At 72.3% G+C, this 15,996-nt stretch carries 13 protein-coding genes; 6 read left to right on the forward strand and 7 right to left on the reverse strand.

Annotated elements, in window-relative coordinates:
- Window positions 1-50 precede the first annotated feature (50 nt).
- From DI272_RS09075 to narI, 4 genes are read left to right on the forward strand one after another with little or no spacing between them, the layout of a single operon-like run.
- Complete coding sequence (locus DI272_RS09075) at window positions 51-3,734, forward strand: nitrate reductase subunit alpha (RefSeq protein ID WP_109494850.1); 3,684 nt, start codon at window positions 51-53, stop codon at window positions 3,732-3,734.
- A complete protein-coding gene (gene narH / locus DI272_RS09080) occupies window positions 3,734-5,341 on the forward strand; it encodes a nitrate reductase subunit beta (protein WP_109494851.1) in 1,608 nt (535 codons plus the stop codon). Before DI272_RS09075 ends, narH begins: the two co-directional genes overlap by 1 nt.
- Window positions 5,341-5,829 carry a nitrate reductase molybdenum cofactor assembly chaperone gene (narJ, locus tag DI272_RS09085; RefSeq protein WP_109494852.1) on the forward strand — a complete coding sequence of 163 codons (489 nt, stop codon included), beginning with the start codon at window positions 5,341-5,343 and terminating at the stop codon, window positions 5,827-5,829. The genes narH and narJ overlap by 1 nt, the downstream gene beginning before the upstream one ends.
- Entirely contained in the window at window positions 5,829-6,551 is a 723-nt protein-coding gene (gene narI / locus DI272_RS09090; protein WP_109500749.1) for a respiratory nitrate reductase subunit gamma, read from the forward strand. The genes narJ and narI overlap by 1 nt, the downstream gene beginning before the upstream one ends.
- Window positions 6,552-6,554: 3 nt before the next feature.
- Here narI and dnaK read toward each other — a convergent pair whose 3' ends face one another.
- From dnaK to DI272_RS09110, 4 genes are all read right to left on the reverse strand, one after another.
- Window positions 6,555-8,417, reverse strand: a complete 1,863-nt coding sequence (gene dnaK, locus DI272_RS09095) for a molecular chaperone DnaK (RefSeq protein WP_109494853.1) — start codon at window positions 8,415-8,417, stop codon at window positions 6,555-6,557.
- 155 nt (window positions 8,418-8,572) lie between these two features.
- Window positions 8,573-9,001 (reverse strand): OsmC family peroxiredoxin, encoded by a 429-nt coding sequence (locus tag DI272_RS09100; protein WP_109494854.1) that lies wholly within the window; start codon window positions 8,999-9,001, stop codon window positions 8,573-8,575.
- A 104-nt stretch (window positions 9,002-9,105) separates the two neighbouring features.
- Complete coding sequence (locus tag DI272_RS09105; protein ID WP_109494855.1) at window positions 9,106-11,181, reverse strand: alkaline phosphatase family protein; 2,076 nt, start codon at window positions 11,179-11,181, stop codon at window positions 9,106-9,108.
- Window positions 11,182-11,266: 85 nt separating this feature from the next.
- Window positions 11,267-11,668 (reverse strand): hypothetical protein, encoded by a 402-nt coding sequence (locus DI272_RS09110; protein WP_109494856.1) that lies wholly within the window; start codon window positions 11,666-11,668, stop codon window positions 11,267-11,269.
- Window positions 11,669-11,751: 83 nt separating this feature from the next.
- Between DI272_RS09110 and DI272_RS09115 the strand changes: the two genes are divergently transcribed.
- Entirely contained in the window at window positions 11,752-12,525 is a 774-nt protein-coding gene (locus DI272_RS09115; protein ID WP_109494857.1) for an MBL fold metallo-hydrolase, read from the forward strand.
- Window positions 12,525-13,154, forward strand: a complete 630-nt coding sequence (locus tag DI272_RS09120) for a DedA family protein (protein WP_109494858.1) — start codon at window positions 12,525-12,527, stop codon at window positions 13,152-13,154. The genes DI272_RS09115 and DI272_RS09120 overlap by 1 nt, the downstream gene beginning before the upstream one ends.
- Here DI272_RS09120 and DI272_RS09125 read toward each other — a convergent pair.
- The 3 genes from DI272_RS09125 to DI272_RS09135 are packed head-to-tail and all read right to left on the reverse strand — an operon-like array spanning window position 13,151 to window position 15,947.
- Window positions 13,151-13,573: an ankyrin repeat domain-containing protein gene (locus DI272_RS09125; RefSeq protein ID WP_109494859.1), complete on the reverse strand. Its 423-nt coding sequence runs from the start codon at window positions 13,571-13,573 to the stop codon at window positions 13,151-13,153. The two genes, DI272_RS09120 and DI272_RS09125, sit on opposite strands and share 4 nt — an antisense overlap.
- Complete coding sequence (locus DI272_RS09130; RefSeq protein ID WP_109494860.1) at window positions 13,570-14,703, reverse strand: MBL fold metallo-hydrolase; 1,134 nt, start codon at window positions 14,701-14,703, stop codon at window positions 13,570-13,572. The genes DI272_RS09125 and DI272_RS09130 overlap by 4 nt, the downstream gene beginning before the upstream one ends.
- The gene (locus tag DI272_RS09135; protein WP_109494861.1) at window positions 14,700-15,947 is read right to left on the reverse strand and encodes an aminotransferase class I/II-fold pyridoxal phosphate-dependent enzyme; all 1,248 of its coding nucleotides are present in this window, start codon (window positions 15,945-15,947) and stop codon (window positions 14,700-14,702) included. Before DI272_RS09135 ends, DI272_RS09130 begins: the two co-directional genes overlap by 4 nt.
- Between the last annotated feature and the right edge of the window lie 49 nt (window positions 15,948-15,996).

Consider the following 15,996-nt stretch of genomic DNA (forward strand, 5'->3'; position numbering starts at 1 on the left):
TCCCGCCCTCGCCCCTAGCTTCGGAAGCACGGGCCAGCAAGGGAGCGCATGTGACCGACACCCAGACCCCGCCCACCGAGCCGGGTGCGGCGCTGCTGAAGGCCGGGCGGTACTTCCGGCCGGGCGCGCCCGCACCCGACCTGCACAGCATCGAGCTGACCGGCGGGCGTGAGGCGGACGCCTTCTACCGGGACCGCTGGAGCCACGACAAGGTCGTGAACTCCACGCACGGGGTGAACTGCACGGGTTCGTGCCGGTGGAAGGTGTACGTCAAGGACGGCATCATCACCTGGGAGACCCAGCAGACGGACTACCCGAGCGTCGGTCCGGACCGCCCCGAGTACGAGCCGCGCGGCTGCCCCCGGGGCGCCGCGTTCTCCTGGTACACCTACTCGCCGACCCGGGTGCGCTACCCGTACGTCCGCGGCGCCCTGCTGGAGATGTACCGCGAGGCCAAGGCCCGCCTGGGCGACCCGGTCGTGGCCTGGGCGGACATCCAGAACGACCCCGAGCGCCGCCGCCGCTACCAGCAGGCCCGCGGCAAGGGCGGCCTGGTGCGGGCGACCTGGGACGAGGCGGTGGAGATCGTCGCCGCCGCGCACGTCCACACCATCAAGACCTACGGCCCCGACCGCATCGCCGGCTTCTCCCCGATCCCGGCGATGTCGATGGCCTCGCACGCGGCGGGCGCCCGCTTCCACTCCCTCATCGGCGCCCCGATGCTGTCGTTCTACGACTGGTACGCCGACCTCCCGGTGGCCTCCCCGCAGGTCTTCGGCGACCAGACCGACGTCCCGGAGTCCGGCGACTGGTGGGACGCCGCCTATCTGATGATGTGGGGTTCGAACGTCCCGGTGACGCGCACGCCCGACGCGCACTGGATGGCGGAGGCCCGCTACCGGGGGCAGAAGGTCGTGGTGGTCGCCCCGGACTACGCGGACAACGCCAAGTTCGCCGACGAGTGGCTGCACCCGCACCCCGGCACGGACGGCGCGCTGGCCCTGGCGATGGGCCACGTCATCCTGAAGGAGTTCTTCGTCGACCGCGAGACGCCGTTCTTCGCGGACTACGTACGGAAGTTCACCGACCTGCCGTTCCTGGTCACACTCACCGAGAAGGACGGCGGGTACGTCCCGGCGAAGTTCCTGCGCGCCACCGATCTCGGCCAGGACGGCGAGGGCGCCGAGTGGAAGACGGTGGTGCTGGACGCGGCGAGCGGGCGCGCGGTCGTCCCCAACGGTTCCCTGGGCTTCCGCTGGACCGAGTCCGGCAAGGGGCGCTGGAACCTCGAACTCGGCGCGGTCGAACCGACGTTGACGCTGCACGGGCAGAGCATCGCAAGCGGCGTGGAGGTCCTGCTCCCCCGCTTCGACACCGAGGGCGGTGAGCACGGCCAGGGCCGCGGCGACGTCGTCCGCCGGGGTGTGCCGGCGACCCGCCTGGGCGGTCCCGACGGTCCGCTGGTGACCACCGTGTTCGACCTGCTGCTGGCGCAGTACGGCGTCCGGCGCCCCGGCCTGCCGGGCAGCTGGCCCGCCTCCTACGAGGACGCCGAGGCGCCCGGCACCCCGGCCTGGCAGGAGGTGCACACCTCCGTCCCGGCCGCCAAGTGCGTCAAGATCGCCCGGGAGTTCGCGCGGACCGCGGAACGTTCCAAGGGCCGCTGCATGATCCTGATGGGCGCGGGCACCAACCACTGGTTCCACTCCGAGACGATCTACCGGGCCTTCCTGGCCCTGCTCCAACTCACCGGCTGCCAGGGCCGCAACGGCGGCGGCTGGGCGCACTACGTCGGCCAGGAGAAGTGCCGCCCGGTCACCGGCTGGGCCACCCTCGCCGCGGCCTCCGACTGGTCACGGCCACCGCGGCAGATGATCGGCACCGCGTACTGGTTCCTCAACACCGACCAGTGGCGCTACGACCACTTCACCGCCGACGTGCTGTCCTCGCCGCTCGGCGAGGGCCGGTTCAAGGGCATGACGGGCGCCGACTGCCTGGCCCTGTCGGCGCGTTCGGGCTGGATGCCGTCCTACCCGACCTTCGACCGCAACCCCCTGGAGCTGGGCGAGGTCTTCGGCGACCCGGTGGCCAAGGCGGTGGCCGAACTCCGCGCGGGCACCCTGAACTTCGCCTGCGAGGACCCGGACGCCCCCGAGAACTGGCCGCGGGTGCTGACGCTGTGGCGGGCCAACCTGCTCGGCTCGTCGGCGAAGGGCGCCGAGTACTTCACCCGCCACCTGCTGGGCACGCACTCGTCACTGAACGCCGAGGAAGCGGCGGAGGGCGAGCGCCCACGTGACGTGACATGGCGGGACCGGGCCCCCGAGGGCAAGCTCGACCTGCTGCTGTCGCTGGACTTCCGGCAGACCTCGTCGACGCTGCTGTCGGACGTGGTCCTGCCGGCGGCGACCTGGTACGAGAAGCACGACCTGTCGTCCACCGACATGCACCCCTACGTGCACTCCTTCACCCCGGCCGTGGACCCGCCCTGGCAGGCCCGCACCGACTTCGACACCTTCAAGGCGCTGGCCGACCGGCTCAGCGAGCTGGCCGTCGTGCACCTGGGCACCCGCAAGGACCTGGTGGCGTCGCCGTTGCAGCACGACACCCCGGGCGAGACCGCCCAGCCGGGCGGGGTGGTCCTGGACTGGAAGCGCGGCGAGTGCGACCCGGTCCCCGGCAGGACCATGCCGAACCTGACCGTCGTGGAACGCGACTACACCGCGATCGGCGCCAAGTTCCGGGCCCTCGGGCCCCTGGTCGAGCAACTCGGCCTGCCCTGCAAGGGCATCGCGCTCAGGCCGGACGAAGAGGTGCGTCACCTGGGCGAGTTGAACGGCACCGGGCACGAGGGCCGCCCCTCGATCGACACCGCCGTGAAGGCCGCGAACACCATCCTCGCCCTGTCCGGCACCACCAACGGACGACTCGCCACCCAGGGCTTCCACACCCTGGAGGCCCGGACCGGCCAGGAGATGGCCCACCTGGCCGCCGAGCACGAGGGCAAGCGGGTCACCTACGCCGACACCCAGGCGGCCCCGGTGCCGGTGATCACGTCCCCCGAGTGGTCGGGCAGCGAGTCCGGCGGCCGCCGATACACGGCGTTCACCCTGAACACCGAGCACCTCAAGCCCTGGCACACCCTCACCGGCCGCCAGCACTTCTTCCTCGACCACGACTGGATCCACGAGCTCGGCGAGGCGCTCCCGGTCTACCGGCCCCCGCTGGACATGAACAAGCTGTTCGGCGAGCCGCAGCTCGGGCCGGACGGGCAGCGGGAGGTGACGGTCCGTTACCTCACGCCGCACAACAAGTGGTCCATCCACTCCGAGTACCAGGACAACCTCTTCATGCTGGCCCTCTCCCGCGGCGGCCAGTCCATCTGGATGTCCCCGCAGGACGCCGACGCCATCGGCGTGCGGGACGACGACTGGATCGAGGCGGTCAACCGCAACGGCGTGGTCGTGGCGCGGGCCGTGGTCTCGCACCGGATGCCGGCCGGCACGGTCTACATGCACCACGCGCAGGAGCGCACGGTCAACGTCCCGAAGGCGGAGGCCACCGGCATGCGCGGCGGCATCCACAACTCGCTGACCCGGCTGATCCTCAAGCCGTCCCATCTCATCGGCGGCTACGCCCAGTTGAGCTGGGCGTTCAACTACCTGGGCCCGACGGGCAACCAGCGCGACGAGGTGACGGTCATCCGCCGCCGCAGCCAGGAGGTGCAGTACTGATGCGGGTGATGGCTCAGATCGCGATGGTCATGAACCTCGACAAGTGCATCGGCTGCCACACCTGTTCGGTCACCTGCAAGCAGGCGTGGACCAACCGGCGGGGCATGGAGTACGTCTGGTTCAACAACGTCGAGACCCGCCCCGGGCAGGGCTATCCGCGCCGCTACGAGGACCAGGAGAAGTGGCGCGGCGGCTGGGAGCTGAACAAACGCGGCGCGCTGAAGCTCAAGGGGGGCGGCCGCTTCCACAAACTCCTCGGCATCTTCTCCAACCCCAAGCTCCCGGAGATCAAGGACTACTACGAGCCCTGGACCTACGACTACAAGAACCTCACGGACGCCCCGCTCGGCGACGACTTCCCGGTCGCCCGGCCGATCTCGCAGATCGACGGCAAGCCGATGAAGATCGAGTGGTCGTCGAACTGGGACGACAACCTCGCGGGCGCCCCGGCCTACGGCGACCTCGACCCGATGGTCGAGCGGACCCGCCAACAGGCGGCGGAGAAGGTGAAGTTCGAGTTCGAGCAGACCTTCATGTTCTATCTGCCGCGCATCTGCGAGCACTGCCTCAACCCGTCCTGCGTCGCCTCGTGCCCGTCCGGCGCGATGTACAAGCGGGCGGAGGACGGCATCGTCCTGGTCGACCAGGACCACTGCCGGGGCTGGCGGATGTGCGTGACCGGATGCCCGTACAAGAAGGTCTACTTCAACCACCGCACCGGCAAGGCCGAGAAGTGCACGCTGTGCTACCCGCGCGTCGAGGTGGGCCTGCCGACGGTGTGCTCGGAGACGTGCGTGGGCCGCCTGCGCTACCTCGGAGTGATCCTCTACGACGCCGACAAGGTGACGGCCGCGGCGTCCACCCCCGACGAGAAGGGCCTGTACGAGGCCCAGTTGGGCGTCTTCCTCGACCCGGACGATCCCGCGGTGCAGCGGGCCGCCGAGGAGGCGGGGATCTCGTACGACTGGATGGAGGCGGCCCGCCGCTCCCCCGTGCGCGCGCTCATCAGCAAGTACAAGGTGGCCCTCCCCCTGCATCCCGAGTACCGCACCATGCCCATGGTCTGGTACATCCCGCCGCTGTCGCCGGTGGTGGACGCGCTGACCGAGACCGGGCACGACGGCGAGGACGCCGGGAACCTCTTCGGCGCCATCGACACGCTCCGCATCCCGCTGGAGTACCTCGCGGAGGTCTTCACCGCGGGCGACACCGCGCCCGTGCGGGCGTCCCTGGAGAAGCTCGCCGCGATGCGGGCCCACATGCGGGCGATCAACCTCGGTGAGGAACCGGACCCGTCCGTCACCGACGCGGTCGGGATGAAGCCGGGCGAGATCGAGGAGATGTACCGGCTGCTGGCGATCGCCAAGTACGACGACCGTTACGTGATCCCCACCGCCGCCGTGGGCGACGCCCGCCGCCTGGAGGAGTCGGCGCTGCCGGAGGGCTGCAGCCTGGAGTACGAGGGCGGTCCGGGCATGGGCGGCGACGGTCCGTTCGGCCAGGACTCCGGGCAGCGCAAACTGCTGCCGGTGGTGTCCGTGGAGAACTTCCACGGCCTGCGCCGCCGTCAGACGTCCGACGACCCCGCCGACGCCGAGGAGGTCTGATGCCGTCGTACGCCGTGCTGTACCAGGCAGCAGCGCTCTGTCTGACCTATCCCGACGACGACTTCCACGCCCGGCTGCCGCTGCTGCGGGAAGCCGCCCCGCAGCTACGGGAGTTCACCGACCACGCGGCGGTGACCCCGCCGCAGGAACTGGCCGCGCACTACGTCCAGGTCTTCGACTTCAAGAACCGGCACAGCCTGTATCTGAGCTGGTGGCAGGACGGGGACACCCGGCGGCGCGGGATGTCGCTGGTCCGCTTCAAGGACGTCTACCGGGCCGCGGGTCTCGAGTTCACCGGCGAGGAGCTGCCCGACTTCCTGCCCGCGGTCCTGGAGTTCACGGCCCGCACCGGCAACACCGAGCTGCTCACCGGACACCGGGACGGTCTGGAACAGTTGCGCTCCCGGCTCACCTCCTTCGGAACCCCGTACGCGTCCGTCCTGGACGCCGTATGCGCCACACTGCCGACCTGCACCGGGGTGCGCTGATGACCACACTCCTCTGGGGCGTCCTGCCGTACGTCGCCGTCGCCCTGCTCGTCGCCGGGCTCGTCTGGCGCTACCGCTACGACAAGTTCGGCTGGACGACCCGCTCCTCGCAGGTCTACGAGTCGAAGCTGCTCAACATCGCCTCGCCGGCCTTCCACTACGGCATCCTCTTCGTGCTGGCCGGACACCTCGTCGGGCTGTTCCTGCCGATGTCGTGGACGGACAAGGCGGGGATCAGCGAGCACACCTACCACCTGTTCTCGCTCTACGGCGGCACCGCGGCCGGCATCCTCACGGTCGCCGGGATCGCGCTGCTGGTCTACCGCCGCCGCACCCGGGCCCCGGTGTTCCGTGCGACCACCGTCAACGACAAGGTCATGTACCTGGTGCTGGTCGGCGCGATCGTGCTCGGCATGATCGCCAAACTGACCCACGCGTCCGGCGACGGCTACAACTACCGCGAGTCCATCGGCCCTTGGGCGCGCAGCCTGTTCACCCTCCAGCCGGACATCGACCGGATGCAGGGCGTGCCGGTGCTGTACCAGGTGCACGCGGTGGTCGGGATGGCGCTGATCGCGTTCGTGCCGTACAGCAGGCTGGTGCACATGTTCAGCGCGCCGGTGCAGTACCTGTTCCGGCCGTACGTCGTCTACCGGGCGCGCGACCCCAGGAGGCTGGGGCCGCGTCCGGAACGGCGGGGCTGGGAGCGGACGGGGTCCTGACCGTCAGGCGGCGCCGCCCTTCTGCTCCCGGTCGTCGTCGACGATCTCCGCGTCCACCACGCCCTCCTCCTCGGGGTGCGTGGTGGTCTGCTGATCGGTGGGGTGGGGCTCCGACTGGGCCTGCGCGTACATCGCCTGGCCCACCCGCTGGCTGACGGTGGCCAAGTGCTCCACACCGTGGCGCAGCGCGGCCGTGTCGGCGTTCTGCTCCAGGAGCGTCTTCAGTTCCGTGATCGCCGACTCCACCTCGGTCTTGGTCTCGGCGGGGACGCGTTCGTCGTTCTCCCGGAGGAACTTCTCGGTCTGGTAGACGAGTTGCTCAGCCTGGTTGCGGGTCTCGGCCGCCTCCCGGCGCTTGCGGTCCTCCTCCGCGTACTGCTCCGCCTCCCGCATCATGCGGTCGATGTCGTCCTTGGGCAGCGCCGAGCCGCCGGTGACGGTCATCTTCTGCTCGCGGCCGGTCGCGAGGTCCTTCGCGGAGACGTGCATGATCCCGTTGGCGTCGATGTCGAAGGCGACCTCGATCTGCGGGACGCCGCGCGGGGCGGGCGGCAGGCCGGTGAGGTCGAAGACGCCCAACTTCTTGTTGTAGGCCGCGATCTCGCGTTCGCCCTGGTAGACCTGGATGCCGACCGAGGGCTGGTTGTCGGTGGCGGTGGTGAAGATCTCCGAACGCCGGGTGGGGATCGTGGTGTTGCGCTCGATGAGCTTGGTCATGATGCCGCCCTTGGTCTCGATGCCCAGGGACAGCGGGGTGACGTCGAGGAGGAGGACGTCCTTGACGTCGCCGCGGATGACGCCCGCCTGCAGTGCCGCGCCGACGGCCACCACCTCGTCCGGGTTGACGCCCTTGTGCGGTTCCTTGCCGGTGAGTTCCTTGACGAGGTCGGTGACGGCGGGCATCCGGGTCGAGCCGCCGACGAGGATGACGTGGTCCACCGCGGCGAGCTTGATGCCGGCGTCCTTGACGGCCTGGTGGAAGGGGGTCTTGCAGCGGTCGAGCAGGTCGGCGGTGAGCTCCTGGAACTGCGCGCGCGTCATCTTCTCGTCGAGGTGCAGGGGGCCTTCGGCGGAGGCGGTGATGTAGGGGAGGTTGATCGTGGTCTCGGAGGAGCTGGACAGCTCGATCTTGGCCTTCTCGGCACCCTCGCGCAGGCGTTGCAGCGCCATCTTGTCCTTGCCGAGGTCGACGCCGTACTGCCCCTGGAACTTCTTGACCAGGTGCTCGACGACCCGCTGGTCCCAGTCGTCGCCGCCGAGGTGGGTGTCGCCGTTGGTGGCCTTGACCTCGATGACGCCGTCGCCGATCTCCAGGAGCGAGACGTCGAAGGTGCCGCCGCCGAGGTCGAAGACGAGGACGGTCTGCTCCTCGCCCCGGTCCAGGCCGTAGGCCAGCGCGGCGGCGGTGGGCTCGTTGATGATCCTCAGCACCTTCAGGCCGGCGATCTCCCCGGCCTCCTTGGTGGCCTGCCGCTGGGCGTCGTCGAAGTACGCCGGGACGGTGATCACCGCGTCGGTGACGTCCTCGCCGAGATAGGACTCGGCGTCCCGCTTCAGCTTCTGCAGCACCCGTGCGGACAGCTCCTGCGCCCGGTAGCGGGTGCCGTCGACCGTCCCGTGCTCCGGGAACCGCCAGCCGCCGTCGCCCATGTACCGCTTCACGGACCGGGCCGTCCGCTCCACGTTCGTCACGGCCTGCCGCTTGGCGACCTCCCCGACGAGCACCTCCCCGTTCTTGGCGAAGGCCACGACCGACGGCGTGGTCCTGGCCCCCTCCGCATTGGCGACGACCGTGGGGTCGCCGCCCTCCAGGACGGCCACCACGGAGTTCGTGGTCCCCAGATCGATCCCGACCGCGCGTCCCATCGCTGTCCCCTTCCGCCAGGGCACTTCCCGGACTCCAGCACAAAACTTGAGTGGGCTGTTGTCAATGCCGCGTGCCGCGAAAGCCGGGTACCCCGGAAAGCACCGATGCCGCGCCCCCCGGTCCGGGGAGCGCGGCATCGGAACGAACGGAAACGTCAGGCCAACTTCGCCGACAGCGTGATCGGCACGGCCTTGAGGGCCTGGCTGACGGGGCAATTCACCTTGGCCTCCTCGGCCGCGGCGACGAACGCCTCCTCGTCGATGCCGGGCACGGTGCCCTCGACGGTGAGGTGGATGCCCGTGATGCCCTCGCCCGGCTGGAAGGTGACGTCGGCGGAGGTGGTGAGCTTGGTGGGCGGGGTGCCGGCGCCCGCGAGGGCGTGCGAGAACGCCATCGAGAAGCAGCTGGAGTGGGCGGCCGCGATCAGCTCCTCGGGGCTGGTCCGGCCGTTCGCCTCCTGGGCTCGGGAAGCCCACGTCACCGGCTGCTGGGCGATGGCACCGGAGGAGTCGAAGGACACGACTCCGTTCCCCTCGAGCAGGTTGCCTTCCCAGACGGTGTGTGCGGAGCGCGTGGTAGCCACGGTCATTCCTTTCGTGTGGTCCCGGTTCCGGGGTGTGGCCCCCATCCGATCACACTCCGGCGCCCCGCACCCGCCACACCGGCGCCGGACGGTCCGGGCACAGGTCAGGCCGCCCGCCGTTCGTCCTGACGTTCCGGCAGCGGCACCTGGGGGCCGTCCGACTCGCTCAGCCAGCGGCGCAGGACGCGGTGGACGTGTTCGGCGCCGACGAGTTCCTCGGCGTCGCCGACGGGTGCGGACAGGGCGACCGGCGACAGCAGGAACGGCCGTCCCTGTGCGCCGCCGAGGCCGCCGTGCGAGCCGATCTGCTCCTCGAAGGCGAGGACTTCGCCGTCGCCGGGGTCGTACCAGGAGTTGACCATGATGTCGGCGGTGTGCGCGAAGCCGTGCGTGCGGCGTACGGCGGCGGCGGCGCCGGACCCGAAGGCCGCCAACGGGCCGGGGTTCTCCTCCAGTCGGTCGACCGGGATCTCCGTGCCGAACGGCCCCAGCACCACCCCGCCGTGCTCCTCGCTGCGCACCAGCAGGAAGCCGATGCCGGGATGGTTGGCGAGCGTCGTCAGCAGCGCGGGGTGGCGGGCGTCGATCTCCTCCTTGCTCATCCGGTGCGGCACGTCCGGGAAGGAGACCAGGCCGAGGTTGCCGGAGGCCAGCACGAGCGGCTCGGAGCTGCGGCGCGAGGGGCGGTGCTGTTCGCCGCCCTCCTCGACGGGCCGGCGCAGGGCGGCGCGGACGGCCGCGCGGGCCTCGGCGCCGCTGTGGGTGCGCTGCGCCCTGCGCGGCACCGGCAGTCCGCAGCCGGCCCGCACCAGGTCGCCGAGGGTGAGGCCGTAGCGGGCCTGGAAGGTCTCGCCGGGGCTCTGGCCGTGGTCGGACAGCACGACGATGCGGTAGGGGCGCGGGGCGTGCTCGGCGACCTTCTCGATCAACGCCAGGGACCGGTCGAGCCGTTCGAGGACCCGCTCGGCGTCGCGGCTCGCCGGCCCGGAGTGGTGGGCGACCTCGTCGTAGGCGACCAGGTCGGCGTAGACGGCGGTGCGTCCGGCGAGCATGTCGCCCATCACCGCGGCGACCACGACGTCCCGCTCGACGACGGTGGCGAAGGCGCGGATGAAGGGGTAGAGGCCGCCGCGCCGGACCCGCGGCCGGACCCGGTGGACCCGGGCGCGCGTGGACTGACCGATCTCCCGCCCCACTTCCGCGATGAAGGACAGGGCCGTGCGGACGGCGTTGGCGGGGTCGGAGAAGTACGCGAAGTAGCCCGCGCGGGACCGGGTCTCGCGGCTGCGGCGGCGGGTGGCGATGGACAGCACGAGCGCCTGCTCGTCGGCGCCGCCGCTGAAGAGGTTGCCGCGGCTGGCGCCGTCGGCGCCGAGCAGCCCGCCGTCACCGGTGCGTGCGACGGCCCGGCGCTGGAGCTCGGCGGCGCTGGTCGGGCGGTTGCAGACCATCACCTCCCGGCTCTCCTTCTCGTACCAGCGGAAGGCCGGCACGTCCTCGTTGCTGCCGTGCAGGATGCCGAGCTGGCTGGCGCCGGTCTGGCTGGACCAGTCGGTGCGCCACGGGGTGAGGCGGTGGGTGCCGCCGTCCAGCCAGCGGGCGAGGGTGGGCATGACGCCGGTGCCGACGGCGACCCGCAGCACGTCGTACCCGACGCCGTCCAGCTGGAGGAAGACCGTCCCCGGGGTGGACGGGGCGAGCGGGCCGCCTCTGCGGCGGCGGTCGGCGAGCCGGTAGAGCCGGCGCCGGTAGGCGTCGTCGTCGCGCACGGCCAGCGCGGCGCCGGTCGCGGAGGCGACCGCCGACATCACGGCGGCGACCACGACCGCGGTCTCCCAGGCGGCGGCGCCCCGCTCGGTCGGATTGAGCCGCAGCGCCACGAGGAGCAGCGCGCCGTTGAGGAAGAACACCAGCAGCCCGAGCACCAGGGCGGGCACGAGCAGCAGGAGCCGTACCAGGAGCGGCCAGACCAGGGCGGACAGGACACCGAAGGCCCCCGCGCCGAGTGCCGCGGTGACGGCGATGTCGGTGGCGCTGTCGCCGTCCGCGGACCTGAGCTGGAAGTCCGGCAGGATGCCGGCGAGCACGAGCATGGTGATCGTGGAGACCGCCCACACCGCGACGCTCCGCCCTGCCTGACTGGCGACCCGGCGCCAACGCCCGTCTCGCACGCTCCGCACACCTCACGTCCCGGCCCGTCGTCGGTGCGGGCCTCCCCTCACCCTGTCACAACGGGCGGGAGTTCCCCCGGTGGAGCCGGGTGGGCTACCGGCCGTCGTAGCCGGCCGTCGGCATCGACAGCCGGCGGTGGACGCGGGCCTTCATCTGGGCGTCGTAGGACGGTTCCGCCGATCCCACCGTCTCCACGCGCACCCCGCGCCGGGCGCATTCGGCGAGGAACTCCTCCGCGGAGGACAGGGCGCTGTCCAGGACCCTTCGGCTGGGGGCGACGAAGAGGTCCGTCTCGGGGCGGACGCCGTCCCAGAGCGCGCAGTGGTCGGTGCGCAGGCCGCGGACGAGGAGTTCCCGGCTGACGGTGTAGCCGCGCTCGGCGGCCCAGCGGGCGCACATCGCGTGCTGGCTGCGGGAGTCCACCAGGAAGGGGTCGGCCTCCAGCTCCTCCAGCGGAGTCAGACTCGCGATCGCCGTGACGCGGACCGGTCCCATGGCGTCCCCCTCACCTCCGGGTTTCGCCGCCGACCCTACTCCTGCCCGTAGGCTTCGGGGAGTCGCGCGAAGGAGGCAAAGAGGTGCCGGTGGAGATCACCTGGTGGGGTCACGCCACCTGCACGCTCCAGGACTCGGACGTCCGTGTGCTCACCGACCCGCTGTTCGCCCGCCGCCTCGCCCATCTGCGCCGCCGTCGAGGCGCGGTGCCACCGCCCGGCGCCTGGCGCGCGGACGTGGCGCTCGTCTCCCACCTGCACTCCGATCATCTGCACATTCCGTCGTTGCAGCGGCTGTCCCCGGGCACGCGCCTGCTCGTGCCCCGGGGCGCACCCCGTGCGGTGCCCGGACTGCGCCGGCTCGCGCACCTCCAGGTCACCGAGGTGGCGCCGGGTGACGAGACGGTGATCGGGGACGTGGTCGTACGGGCGGTCCCGGCCCGGCACGACGGACGGCGGCTGCCCGTCGGACCGCACCGCTCCCCCGCGCTCGGCTATGTCGTCGAGGGCGAGGCGCGCACCTACTTCGCCGGGGACACGGGGCTGTTCGACGACATGGCGAAGGAGGTCGGGCCGGTCGACGTGGCCCTGCTGCCGGTGGGCGGCTGGGGGCCGTACCTCGGGGAGGGGCACCTGGACGCCGGGCGGGCCGCGGAGGCACTGGCCCGGCTCGACCCGGCCAGCGCGGTGCCGGTGCACTACGGCACGTACTGGCCGATCGGGATGGACGCCGTACGCCCCCATGAATTCCATGCTCCCGGCGCGGAGTTCGTGCGCCTCGCGGCCGAGCGTGCGCCCGGCGTGGCGGTGCATCTGCTGGACCACGGGGAGAGCGTGCGTCCGGAGGTGGCCCGGTGATGCCCACCTGGCTGGCGGCGACCGCCACGACCGTGCCGCCCGAGTCGACGCAGCAGGCGATCGGCTATCCCTCGCTGTTCCTGCTGGTGCTGATCGGGGCGCTGGTGCCGGTGGTGCCGACGGGGGCGCTGGTGAGTTCGGCGGCGGTGGTGGCGTTCCATCAGACGGCGCCGTTCTCGATGGCGTTGGTGTTCGTGACGGCCTCGCTGGCCGCGTTCCTGGGGGACGCGACGCTGTACTGGCTGGGGCGGCGCGGGATGGCCTCGAAGAACGGGTCGCGGTGGCTGGAGGCGATCCGGTCCCGGGCGCCGGAGGACCGGCTGACGCAGGCGCAGGAGAAGCTGGCCGAGCACGGCGTGACGGTGCTGGTGCTGTCCCGGATGGTGCCCGCGGGGCGGATTCCGGTGATGCTGGCGTGCCTGATGGCGAAGTGGCCGCTGCGCAGGTTCGCCCGCGGCAATCTGCCGGCGTGCCTGGCGTGGGCCGTGACCTACCAGCTGATCGGCATCCTGGGCGGGTCGCTGTTCGAGGAGCCCTGGGAGGGTGTGCTGGCGGCGATCGTCCTGACGGTCGCGATCAGCGCGGCGCCGAGCGTGTGGCGCCGGGTGCGCAGGACGGCCAAGGCCTAACGCCGTCGCGCCCCGGCCGCGACGAGGAGTTCGGCGGTCCTGGGGTGCGGGCCGTGGTCGGCCCACTCCAGCGGTGACCAGCCGGTGCCGTGATCCTCACGGAGGTTCGGATCGGCGCCGCGTGCCAGCAGTTCCCGCACGGTCTCGGTGTGGCCCCAGCAGGCCGCCGCGCACAACGGCGTGCCCTCCGAGCCGTCACCTCCGCTCTCCGTGTCGGGCGCGGCCCCGGCCTGCAGGAGCAGGCGGGCGACACCGGCTTCGCCCTGCACGGACGCGGCATACAGGGGAGTGGGCCCGTCGCCGTGAGGGCGCTCCGGGTCCGCGCCGCGCCGCAGCAGCGCCGCCACCCGGGCAGCGTCGCCCTCCAGGGTCGCCTCGAAGAGCTGTCGCGAGAGCTTCTTGCGTCGCCGTCGGTTCATGGCCGGCGAGCCTGGTCCAGGACCCGGGACCCGCCCACCGGCAGGTCCCACAGGTCCTCCCGCGCCAGTCCCGCCTTCTCCCACGCGGCCCGGACCCGGGTGAGCGGCTCCAGCACCGGTTCCGCGGACAGCACGAACGTGCCCCAGTGCATGGGCGCCATCCGTCGCGCCCCCAGGTCCTGGGCCGCCCGCACCGCCTCCTCCGGGTCGCAGTGCACGTCGCTGAGCCACCAGCGGGGGTCGTAGGCGCCGATGGGCAGGAGGGTCAGGTCGATGCCGGGGTAGCGCCGGCCGATGCGGGCGAACCAGTGGCCGTAGCCGGTGTCTCCGGCGAAGTGGACGCGCGCGCCGTCCGGGGCGGTGAGGACCCAGCCGCCCCACAGGCTGTGGCAGGTGTCGGTGAGGGTGCGCTTGGACCAGTGGTGGGCGGGGACGAAGTCGAAGCGGACGCCGTCGAGTTCGGCGGCCTCCCACCAGTCGAGCTCGGTGACCAGGGTGAACCGACGGCGGCGGAACCAGCCGGCGAGTCCCGCGGGCACGAACACCGGGGTGTCGCGCGGGAGTCGGCGCAGGGTGGGGGCGTCCAGATGGTCGTAGTGGTTGTGGCTGATGACGACGGCGTCGACGCGGGGCAGCGCGCTCCAGGCGATGCCGACCGGGGTGATCCGGGCCGGGGTGCCCAGGATGCGACGGGACCAGACAGGGTCGGTGAGCACGGTGAGCCCGCCGATCCGGATCACCCAACTGGCGTGGCCCGCCCAGGAGACGGCGACGGTACGGGCGTCGACGCGGGGCAGCGGTCCCGGTTCGAAGGGCAGCAGCGGGATGTCGGCGAGCCCCTCGCGGCCGGGCCGCACGGAGCCCTCGCGGGCGAACCGGGCCATGGCCTTGAGGCCGGGCAGCGGGGCGGTGAGGCGGTCGTGGAACGTGCGCGGCCAGACCCGGCGCTCGCCGAGCGGGCGGGGTTCGGCGAGCGGCGGGAAGGGGGCTTCGAGCGGGGGCGCGAACGGTGGCCCGGCCGTCGGATCGGCGGCTTCCCGGACGGTCGTGCGGGCACCGGCGGCGCTCGGACCGGCGGTGCCCGAACCGGCGCTGCTCGAACCGGCCGTACTCGTGGACTGCTGCGTCATCGAGGAGGCTCCCATCGCTGAGCGTCGTCGCGGAGATCGTCGAAGACCGACTTCAGGGTGATCAACGCACGGTGCACGTGTGGCAGTTCCAACGGTGTGGTCGTCCTGAGGCATTCCTCGAGCTCCTCGTCCGTCCCGGCGAGCAGCGCGCCCGTCGACAGCCGTACCCGCAGGGCGCCCAGGTCGTCGCCGAAGCGGTGGCCGCCGGGGGCCGGCATGCCGAGCCGGGCGGTGAGGAACTCCTCCAGGTCCTGTGCGTCGCCGACGCCGTGCGCGCCGAGAGCGGCTTTCAGGGGGCCGAGGTCGGCGTAGAGGTGGCGTCCGGCCTGCGGGGGCCGGGCCAGGGCGCCGGCCGAGACGACGACGGTGTGCGCGGCGGCAGCCACGCGCGCGTGCAGGCGTACGACGGCGGCGAGCCGGTCGGTGACCGGCTCGGGTTCGGTGAGCGCGTAGCGGGCCGCGGCGGCGACGGGGGCGGCCACCCGGGCGCCCAGGGCGGTGAGCACGTCGAGCACGCGCGCGTGGAGGCCGTCGCCGGCGTCCCCCTCGGGGAAGCGGGCGACCGCGGCGGGCCAGCCCGGCGGCAGCAGGGCGCCGGCCAGGTCGGTGACGACGGTGACCCGGTCGGGCAGCATCTCGGCGGGGCTCAGCCACATGGTGTCGTGCGGTGCGTGGACGGTGTCGCGCCAGGTCTCGTCGCTGATCAGGTGCAGGCCCTCGCCCGCGGCGGCCTCCACGGCCTCGTGCAGCACCTCGGGCGGCGCCACGGTGGCGGTGGGGTCGTCGGCCACGGACAGCACGAGCAGCCGGGGGTCACCGCCTTCGTCCCGCACCCGGCGCACGGTCTCCAGCAGGGCGTACGGGTCCGGGACACCGCCGCACTCGGCCGGGGTCGCCACATGGAAGACGGGTCTTCCCAGCAGGCGTGCGTACGGCGCCCACCAGGCCGCGCAGGGCCGGGGCACCAGGACGTCACCGCCGAGGGCCGCGGTCAGCGCGAGCAGCAGGGAGGGGGCGCCGGGGGCCGCCACGACCCGTTCGGGCCCGGCGGACAGGCCGCGCCGGGCCCAGTAGCCGCACGCGGCGTCCAGCAGCGCGGGGCCGCCCCCGACGGGTTCGGCGCCGCCCCTGGCCGCCGCCGCGGCGAGCACGGCCGACAGCTCGGGCAGCACGGGCAACCCGTCGTCCGGCGACGGCGGCCCGTAGCGGACCGGCCCGTGGCCTTCGGGGTCCGTGCGCCGCATCCGTACCTCCGGGTGAGCTGCTGTGTCGCGGACCGTGGGGTGTGCCGCG

The organism is Streptomyces sp. Act143, assembly GCF_003143935.1.
Lineage (GTDB): Bacteria > Actinomycetota > Actinomycetes > Streptomycetales > Streptomycetaceae > Streptomyces.

Coding starts and splice junctions, on each gene's coding strand:
- DI272_RS09125 (WP_109494859.1), bottom strand. CDS start 13,573: ATGAACCGACGGCGACGCAAGAAGCTCTCGCGACAGCTCTTCGAGGCG.
- narJ (WP_109494852.1), top strand. CDS start 5,341: ATGCCGTCGTACGCCGTGCTGTACCAGGCAGCAGCGCTCTGTCTGACC.
- DI272_RS09135 (WP_109494861.1), bottom strand. CDS start 15,947: ATGCGGCGCACGGACCCCGAAGGCCACGGGCCGGTCCGCTACGGGCCG.
- DI272_RS09130 (WP_109494860.1), bottom strand. CDS start 14,703: ATGACGCAGCAGTCCACGAGTACGGCCGGTTCGAGCAGCGCCGGTTCG.
- narH (WP_109494851.1), top strand. CDS start 3,734: ATGCGGGTGATGGCTCAGATCGCGATGGTCATGAACCTCGACAAGTGC.
- DI272_RS09110 (WP_109494856.1), bottom strand. CDS start 11,668: ATGGGACCGGTCCGCGTCACGGCGATCGCGAGTCTGACTCCGCTGGAG.
- narI (WP_109500749.1), top strand. CDS start 5,829: ATGACCACACTCCTCTGGGGCGTCCTGCCGTACGTCGCCGTCGCCCTG.
- dnaK (WP_109494853.1), bottom strand. CDS start 8,417: ATGGGACGCGCGGTCGGGATCGATCTGGGGACCACGAACTCCGTGGTG.
- DI272_RS09120 (WP_109494858.1), top strand. CDS start 12,525: ATGCCCACCTGGCTGGCGGCGACCGCCACGACCGTGCCGCCCGAGTCG.